The organism is Pelotomaculum terephthalicicum JT, from assembly GCF_022410535.1.
GTDB classification, from domain to species: Bacteria; Bacillota; Desulfotomaculia; order Desulfotomaculales; family Pelotomaculaceae; genus Pelotomaculum_D; species Pelotomaculum_D terephthalicicum.
Map to the genome: position 1 here is coordinate 65,608 of NZ_JAKNBL010000015.1, position 8,213 is coordinate 73,820.

The following is an 8,213-nucleotide window of genomic DNA, read 5'->3' on the forward strand; positions in this document are numbered from 1 at the left end:
AAATATACGAGAGAATCCGTGCTACCTTAGTATCAAAGCAAACTAAGGTAACGAACTGATGGTAAAGTTAGCATCGCTCAGGTCGTAAACGTTTGTATCGGTGTTGCTGGTGATTCTGATCTGGTAGTCGTTACCGGCTGTCTGGCTGCCGGGAATTGTCCAGCTGTATGTGCCGGATTCCGGGCTGACGCTACTGGCTATGACTTTCTGAAATACGCCGCCTTTGTATAGGGACAGCCTGGCGTCTGTGGGACATCCTTCCCCGGCGTAAGTCCAGGTGATTTGTTTGGTGGCTCCCGCCAGCCAGTTCTCGCCGCCATTGGGGCTGGTGAGGGTGATTGGCTTGCTGATGGTGAAGGCGGCGTCGCTCAGATCGTAAACGTTTGTGTCGCTGTTGCTGGTGATCCTGATCTGGTAGTCGTTACCGGCTGCCTGGCTGCCGGGGATTGTCCAGCTGTATGTCCTTGATTCCGGCGTGACGCTCCCTGCTATGACTTTCTGAAATACGCCGCCCTTGTATAGGGACAGCCTGGCGTCTGTCGGACATCCTTCCCCAGCGTAGCTCCAGGTGATTTGTTTGGTTGCTCCCGCCGGCCAGTTCTCACCGCCGTTGGGGATGGTGAGGGTGAAACCGCTTGTATGCTCCCCGACTGTTGTAAAAGTAAAGACATAATCATTTTCCATAGAATTGCCGGCTCTATCTTTTACAGTACCAGCGGGGACATAAACCGCGTAAGTTACACTGCTGCTAAAGTCACTTATGGGATCAATAGTGAGCATGTCTTCGTTAATACTGTATATATAGTTGACTACTGAATTGTCAGTGGTATCTCTGATGTTGATATCTTTGAAGTATACGTCCTCAACTACCGTTTCGGAAAAGGTAACGTATACAGATGCGCTTACGGATACATCGGTGGCGCCATCAGCAGGATTAGTATTCTTAACAGTTGGCGGGGTCGTATCCGATGATGAATGGTGGCTGACACTGAGCATGTTGCCCCCGGGATCATATGTATAGTCTATCTTTTGGCCATTTTGGTAGGTTACTGAGGTTAAGCGGTTAAGGGCATCATAAGTATAAACTGCCGCACTTGCATGTAAAGATACAGATAGAAAAATGAGCAGTAAAAAAACTATCATTTTTACGCAAGAACTGGATTTTAACATTTTTTCACCCCTTTAGTTGTTTGTTAACAATTGAATTTTATGTTTTTCATGACGTTTACACTTGGTGAAAAGAGTATCCGTGAAACCGTTGGCTACAAAAATGTTTTAAAACGTTCGGAGACAATGATATATCGCTTAAACTCCTCGTATGGTTTTGCCGTCCCCTTAGCCACATCAATCACAGCATCGGTTTTATTAATAAATTTACCTATTATACCAGCCCAACCAACAAACGGTATCATCGACCCTGCCGACAGTGCAGCGTTTGGATAATCCCCTCTGGCGGTATATATATCAAAGCGTTTGCTGCATCAGCGGCCTCACCGACGCCTGGAATAAGACCTGCAACATCTAAAGCCAGTTGCGTTCCATTCAGAACAGAAGTCCCAATACTACTTCCTCTATTTTCACACAACCCCAAAGGGTCAACCGACAACACTGGATTTCCCTGCACATATGTATACCGGTTCAGGCTCATGGGTGTCCTGTATGTTGCCTATGAGCACATCCCGGTTCATAAACCGCATGATCTCCGGGTTGTAATAGCGGGTGCGGGGGACAATGAACCTGTCCCCTTGCCCTTCATACCAATCCCCAAAAAGGCCAGCAGGCTTTTGCAGCTTTGCTGATCTTCCACTTATCCACTCGAACGGTTTACTTGAGTTAGTTTAATTTTACGTCCACTCCTCAGGAGTCCAACCCTCTGCTAGCCTTTCAATTAGCAAGGTATCATTCCATATCCCCCACGGCGACAGTTTTTTTTGATCCTTAGTTAGCTCCTTGATAATAACTCGTCGCCAAGTATCATACTCTACGATGTACCAGCAAATCAGGTTACCGTTTTTATCTACGTTTTTTGACCGCATTTGTCTTGGCAATTCTAGGTCTTGTGGTAAGCTGTAATTTCCGATAAACTGTACAATCCCTTTCTTGAATGCTGCTTTTAGCGGAAAGTGAACAAAATATACTTCTTTTGCCGCTGCTATTGCTATCATGTTCCGAGGTTTATCTAAATACAAGCCGGGAAGAATCCTTATTAGCTCGCCAATTGTTTTGTTGCTATAAATGTATTGAAAATAACCTTTACCTTTAGAGGTAGCTATTTCGAATACATCTCCTATTTGTATTTTTTTCATTTTTTTCACTCCACGTAACCAATTGATTTTAGTAATTCGTAACCTCTTTCTAGTTGCTGTGCATAGCTGGGGTTTGAAGTAGCAATACTGTTTATTTTGTTCATTAATGTTCCACCGTTCTTTTGCAAAACATGCGTTTCGATTAAAGCTTGTTCTACGGCCCTTGCATCGCTCCTACTTAGTCCTGACATTAGAGGTTCAATATTAATTCCTTTGATCCGTAATTGCTCAGCAGCTCGGCGCGCTACATCATCTGTTATACCAACATATTGTGCAACATCATCAGCGTTTCTAGAGGTATATACAATAGTCTTGCCAGCTTTACCCGCCCCCCTAGCTACATCAATCACAGCATCGGTTTTATTAATAAATTTACCTGTTGTACCAGCCCAACCAACGAACGGTATCATCGACCCTGCCGATAGTGTAGCGTTTGGATAATCCCCTCTGGCGGTATATATCAAAGCGTTTGCTGCATCAGCGGCCTCACCGACGCCTGGAATAAGACCTGCAACATCTAAAGCCAGTTGCGTTCCATTCAGAATAGAAGTCCCAATACTACTTCCTCTATTTTCACATAACCCCAAAGGATCAACCGACAACACCGGATTTCCCTGCACATAAGCATACCGGTTTAGGCTCAGGGTGTCCTCTACGCTGCCGATGAGCACATCCCGGTTCATAAACCGCATGATCTCCGGGTTGTAATAGCGGGCGCGCATGTAGTAGAGGCCGTTGGCGTCAGTTATTACCCCGTCCCTTCCATTATACAGGAATGGCGTGGAGCTGTTACCCGAAATTCTTTGCAACTCTCCATAAGGCCCGTACTGGAACTTGTCAGTAATGGTTCCACTAATATTGCTTAAAGCTACCGTACTGCCTCTTAAGTCATAATGGTAGGACTTATAGGTGTCGCCGGATTCTTCGCCAATGAGTCCCAGTCCATACACATAGTAAGTGTTAATCCCGTTGGGATCGGTTTTTACCAGCACCTGGCTCAAGGCGGTGTTGGGGTTGATCACATACCTGGTCTGCTGGCCGCCGATGGTCGAGGCAATCCGCTGGTTTTCGGCATCGTAGGTGTTATAGGTGCTCCCTACCACGGTCAAGCGGTTGCAGCTATCATAAGTGAAGCTTTGCATGGTTCCCTGTAACGGACCGGTAGTCATGTTGCCGTCCGCGTCATAGTTAACCGCGTCTCCATTATAGGTGGCCAGGCGGTTGTCGGTGGTGTAGGTTATGGTTACGTTGCTCAGGTTAAAATCCTGCTGGATATTTTGACTGTATTCGGTGGTGATATTGCCGCCGGCATCATAGACCCAGTCGTACTGGTTGATGACGGCATTGTTTCTGTCGATATCTTTTAGCTGAGTGATGCGCCCGCTATCGTCATAGCGCCTGGTTTCAATAGAACCGTCCGGCCTGTTGGTTTGGGTCAATCTCCCGTTGGGATCATAGTTATAGGTGGTGGTTCTATTTGCCCAATCGGTTACACTGGTTAAGCGGTTAGTTGGATCATATGTGTAGTTGACTTGTTTGCCGTCGGGATAAGTCAATCTGGTCAAATTACCCACCTGGTCATAGGCATATTGGATGTTATTACCTCTGTTATCGGTATAACCGGTAATACGGTTTAAGGTGTCGTATACCCTGGTAATGGCGCCGCTGGCGTCGATTACGGTGAGGATGTTGCCGTTATTGTCATAAGTATATGAGATGGTCCCGTCCGGGTCGGTCCTGCTGGTGAGTCTGCCGGCATCATCATACTGGCAGGTGCTGGTTTGGTTCCGACCGTTGGTGCAGCCGGCCAAGTAGCCTAATATATTGTAAGCGTACTGCTGGGAGCCGGTGGGGGATGAGACGCTGGTTAGTCTGTCTGCCAGGTCGTAGGTAAAGCTCAAGGTGTTGTTAGACGGGTCGAGCAATGTGGTACGGTTACCGTCACTGTCAAATTGCTGGCTGGCTGTGGCATTCATGGGGTCAGTAGTCTGGGTCAAGCGGCCCAAGTCGTCATAGACAAACTGGGTGTTCTGGTTCAATGGGTTGGTGCTGCTGATTAGGCGGCTCAGGTTGTCGTATTGGTTGGTGGTGCTATTGTCTAAAGCATCGCTTATGGTTAAGGGGTTATGCAGGATGTCGTAGCTGATGGTGGCTATTTTTTTGTTTAAGGCGTCGTATTTTCCGGTAATGTTATCTACCGCGTCATATTCAATCCTGCTGGTATTGCCCAGGGGATCGGTTATGGATATTTGTCTACCTTTGGCGTCATAGGCTACTGTTGTTGTATTGCCCCTGGCATCGGTGATCCCGGTGATCCGTCCTTCGGGATCGTATTGGTATCGCGTGGTATTGCCGAGAGCGTCAATGATATTGGTCAGATTGAGGTTGGCGTCATAAGCGTAGGTGGTGGTGTTGCCCCTGGCGTCGGTTTTGGTGAGCAGCTTGCCGTTGCTGTCATAGGTAAAGCTGGTTGTATGGTTTAATGGATTTCTGGTCTGGATGATGTTGTTTCTGGCATTATAGGTGATGGTGCTGGTCTTATTGGCGGCATTGGTGACGGCTGTTACCCGGCCGGCGTTATCGTAGGTATAGGTGAGGGTTATTCCAGCCGGATCGGTGACGGTTTTAAGCATCCCGTTTTCGTAGGTATAGGTGGTCTGGCCTCCCCTGGGGGCGGTCTTGCCGGTTAGCAAGCCATTGGTGTCGTAGCTATAATTAGTGGTGTGATTTAACGCGTCGGTGGTGGAAGTGAGGTTGTTATTGGTATCATAGGTATAGGTGGTGGTTTTGTTGTCGGCATTGGTGATGCTGGTCAGGTTGTTTTTATTATCATAAGTTATGGTGGTAGTATGATTGGCAGGGTCGGTAATGGTTAGCAGGTTGCCCCGGCTGTCATAGGTCATGATGGATGTATAGCCGGCCGCGTCGGTGACACTGGTGCGGTTGCCGTCGTTGTCATAGGTGTAGGCGGTGGTGTTACCCAGTTCGTCTATTACTTGTTCCAGTTCATATTTGAGGTTGTGGATGTATTGTTTACTCTGGCCGTTTCTACCAATGATAGTGGTTATTAATTTTTCGGGCTGACTCAAGGCATCGTATTGAAGGGTGCTGGTTTGGTCCAAGCCGTCTTTTTGTTGTACTACTCTTCCCTGTGCATCATAGATATCATAGAATACTTGTTTGCCTTCTCCATCAGTTTCTGATTGAATCCGGTTGTCTGCATCATAGGTAAAGCTTGTGGTTTTATTATCGGGATAGGTAATGCCGGTGAGGTTATGACTGGAATCGTAGGTCAATGTTATCTGCTGGCTCAGGCTGTCGGTTATGCCGGCTATGAGGCTGCCGGTGTTGTAGGTAAGGTTCAGGCTTCTTCCCGACAGCGGCTCGCTGATGGTTTGCAGCCGGTTGGAACCGTCATAGGAAAGGTTGATTGACTGGCCGTGCCCATTGAGAATTTGCGTCAGCTTCCCTGAAGTATTGAATCTGTAGACGCTCTGGTCTTTGCGGGTCAGGTCATAGCTACCATCGGTATTTTTAACCAACAGGTCCACTCTGCAGGCTTGGTCAGAGGAGGTATACTGGTTGTTTCCCGCAGGGTTGAAGGTGTTGCAGCGGTTGGCGGTCCAGTGTAGTTTAACGCTGTCGTCCTGCTGTGGATCAAGCCAGGTCTCGTAGTTATGCCCCCAGCCTTTACCTAAAGGGCCTTTGGCCAGCATCAAGGAGTTATAGTTCAGGTTAAAGGTGATGGGTATAGCGCCGTCAACTCTGGTTAGTACTTCTTGGACCATGTGCGCACCGGTAGCTGCGTCTATGGGTTCTAGCACCAGTGATTGTTGCCTTTGCCCAGGCTCATATGTCTGGTAATAGCTTTGGGCATCCTCGGAGATGGTTGATGTTTCAATAAAACTGAGTTTCGAAATACATGCAGAACCAGAACAATTGGTAATGCCATTGAAAGTTGTATCATATGCGCCTGAGGTGACCGGATAATCGGCAGAAAGTGTATCTCCACCCACGTAAACATTCTCAATATTGTCTATCGCTAAAGAATTTAAATTATCATAACTACTTCCTCCAATCAAAGTTGAAGCTAAAAGCGTTCTCAGGTTAGTATCAAGCTTTGAGATAAAGCCATCTTCCAAGCCATTAAAAGTTGTGTCATAGGCCCCTTCAGTGGTTGGAAAGTCAGCCGACCCAGTAAACCCTGCAACGTAGACATTACCTTTGTCATCTATTTCAAAAGATGTCGTACATTCCTGGCTACTTCCGCCGATAAAAGTAGATGCTAAAAGAGTGTCAAGTTGAGCATCAAGTTTTGAAACGAAGCTATCTCCATAAAAAAACCCGCCATTACAAGATGTATCATATGCTCCGGTAGTAGTAGGATAATCAGTAGAGCTTGTACTTCCTGCCAAGTAAACATTACCAGCGCCATCAATAGATACATCAGCACTTCTTTCCGAATTATTTCCGCCGATGAAGGTAGAGGCTAAAAGATTATGCAGTCCCGAGTCAAATCTTGAAATAAAACAATCTCCATATAGATTATAAGATGTATCGTACGCTCCGCCAGTTGTGGGGTAGTCGGTGGACCCTTTATGACCTGCAATACAGATATTACCAGTGCCATCTATTGCTATATCTGTAATGTTATCACTGGTGTCACTTCCACCGATTAAGGTGGAGGACAAAAGAGAAGTCAGATTAGAGTCAAGCTTTGAAACAAAACCATCTCCCCCCCAATCACCATTAGGCGATGTATCAAACGCCCCGGCGGTAGTTGGATAATCGTAGCCCGTATATCCCGCCACGTAAACGTTTCCTTCATGATCTATCGCTAAAGCAGTAATTTCATCATCTGTGCATCCACCGATTAAAGTGGATGCCAATAGAGTGCTCAGGCTAGGGTCTAGCTTTGAGATAAAACTATCAGATATTCCGCTCTCTCCATAATGATAAGTTGTATCATATGCCCCGGTGGTTATAGGAAAGGTAATGGGCAATTCATAAGGATATCCATCGTATGTGATAGTTCCAGCAATATATATATTTCCTCCATCGTCTATTGCTAAAGAAGCAATGTAATCCCCCAAATTGCTCCCAATATAAGTGGCCACCATTAGGTTGCTAAGACTGGCATCAAACTTTGCGACAAAGCCATCGACACCATAAGTATAGTTTGTATCATATGCCCCTGCGGTTACAGGAAAGTCGGAGCATGTCGATCCCGCCACATAGATATTCCCAGCATCATCCAATTTAATAGAACTGATGGTATCACAAACTCCGAGGAAAGTAGTAGCAAGCAAGGGGTCAATGACTAAAGGAACTTTTTTATCATAATTACCCACTGTAAAACCATACGTGTTCTCTTCTATATGATAAGTCACCTTTACATATTCTCTTTTACCGCCCTTATCCTGATAAGCTATGGGACTGGTAAAAGATACCACACCAAGTCCGGTCCCTACCTCTAATTCTCCTTTATCATTTACATTGAGCGAGTTAGCGCCTTCCAACCTGAGTTTTATTAAATTAACTTCCGCACCAGGACGTACGGTAAAAACCTTCTCAACATTTTTTCCGTTTACCCTAAGCTCCATGTTGTTTCCGCTAGCCTAAAATGGCCGAAAGCTGACGGTATTGCCTGTCCGGAACTTGCTGGATATAATGACCATATTACAGCAAAGGAAAAAGGATGTCTCCGTTGTGCATGATCTGTTAGCGCAGACCACCAGAGACATCCCTTGGTCATTGTATGGTCATTGTAACAAATTACGAATTAATTGAAAATCCCCAAACTCATTTTTTTATGTTCGGTGTGTAGAATCTGTCCCTTGCCCTTGCTGCGGCAATAATCATAAAGTAATTGGAAGCCGTAAGCGTAAATCCAAGACACCCGATGGG

At 46.1% G+C, this 8,213-nt stretch carries 4 protein-coding genes; all 4 read right to left on the reverse strand.

The window, feature by feature from the left end; genetic code table 11:
• Positions 1–42: 42 nt before the first annotated feature.
• Positions 43–1,170 (reverse strand): Ser-Thr-rich GPI-anchored membrane family protein, encoded by a 1,128-nt coding sequence (locus tag L9W92_RS10545; RefSeq protein ID WP_240083721.1) that lies wholly within the window; start codon positions 1,168–1,170, stop codon positions 43–45.
• A gap of 92 nt (positions 1,171–1,262) precedes the next feature.
• Positions 1,263–1,412, reverse strand: coding sequence for a hypothetical protein (locus tag L9W92_RS10550; protein WP_240083722.1), 150 nt, complete (start codon positions 1,410–1,412; stop codon positions 1,263–1,265).
• Positions 1,413–1,844: 432 nt separating this feature from the next.
• On the reverse strand, positions 1,845–2,306 hold the full coding sequence (locus L9W92_RS10555) for a hypothetical protein (protein WP_240083723.1): 462 nt from the start codon (positions 2,304–2,306) through the stop codon (positions 1,845–1,847).
• Positions 2,307–2,311: 5 nt separating this feature from the next.
• The gene (locus L9W92_RS10560; RefSeq protein ID WP_240083724.1) at positions 2,312–7,909 is read right to left on the reverse strand and encodes a DUF7948 domain-containing protein; all 5,598 of its coding nucleotides are present in this window, start codon (positions 7,907–7,909) and stop codon (positions 2,312–2,314) included.
• Between the last annotated feature and the right edge of the window lie 304 nt (positions 7,910–8,213).

Excerpts from the sequence above, each read along its gene's own strand:
- L9W92_RS10545 (WP_240083721.1), bottom strand. The coding sequence starts at position 1,170 with ATGTTAAAATCCAGTTCTTGCGTAAAAATGATAGTTTTTTTACTGCTC.
- L9W92_RS10550 (WP_240083722.1), bottom strand. The coding sequence starts at position 1,412 with ATGATACCGTTTGTTGGTTGGGCTGGTATAATAGGTAAATTTATTAAT.
- L9W92_RS10555 (WP_240083723.1), bottom strand. The coding sequence starts at position 2,306 with ATGAAAAAAATACAAATAGGAGATGTATTCGAAATAGCTACCTCTAAA.
- L9W92_RS10560 (WP_240083724.1), bottom strand. The coding sequence starts at position 7,909 with ATGGAGCTTAGGGTAAACGGAAAAAATGTTGAGAAGGTTTTTACCGTA.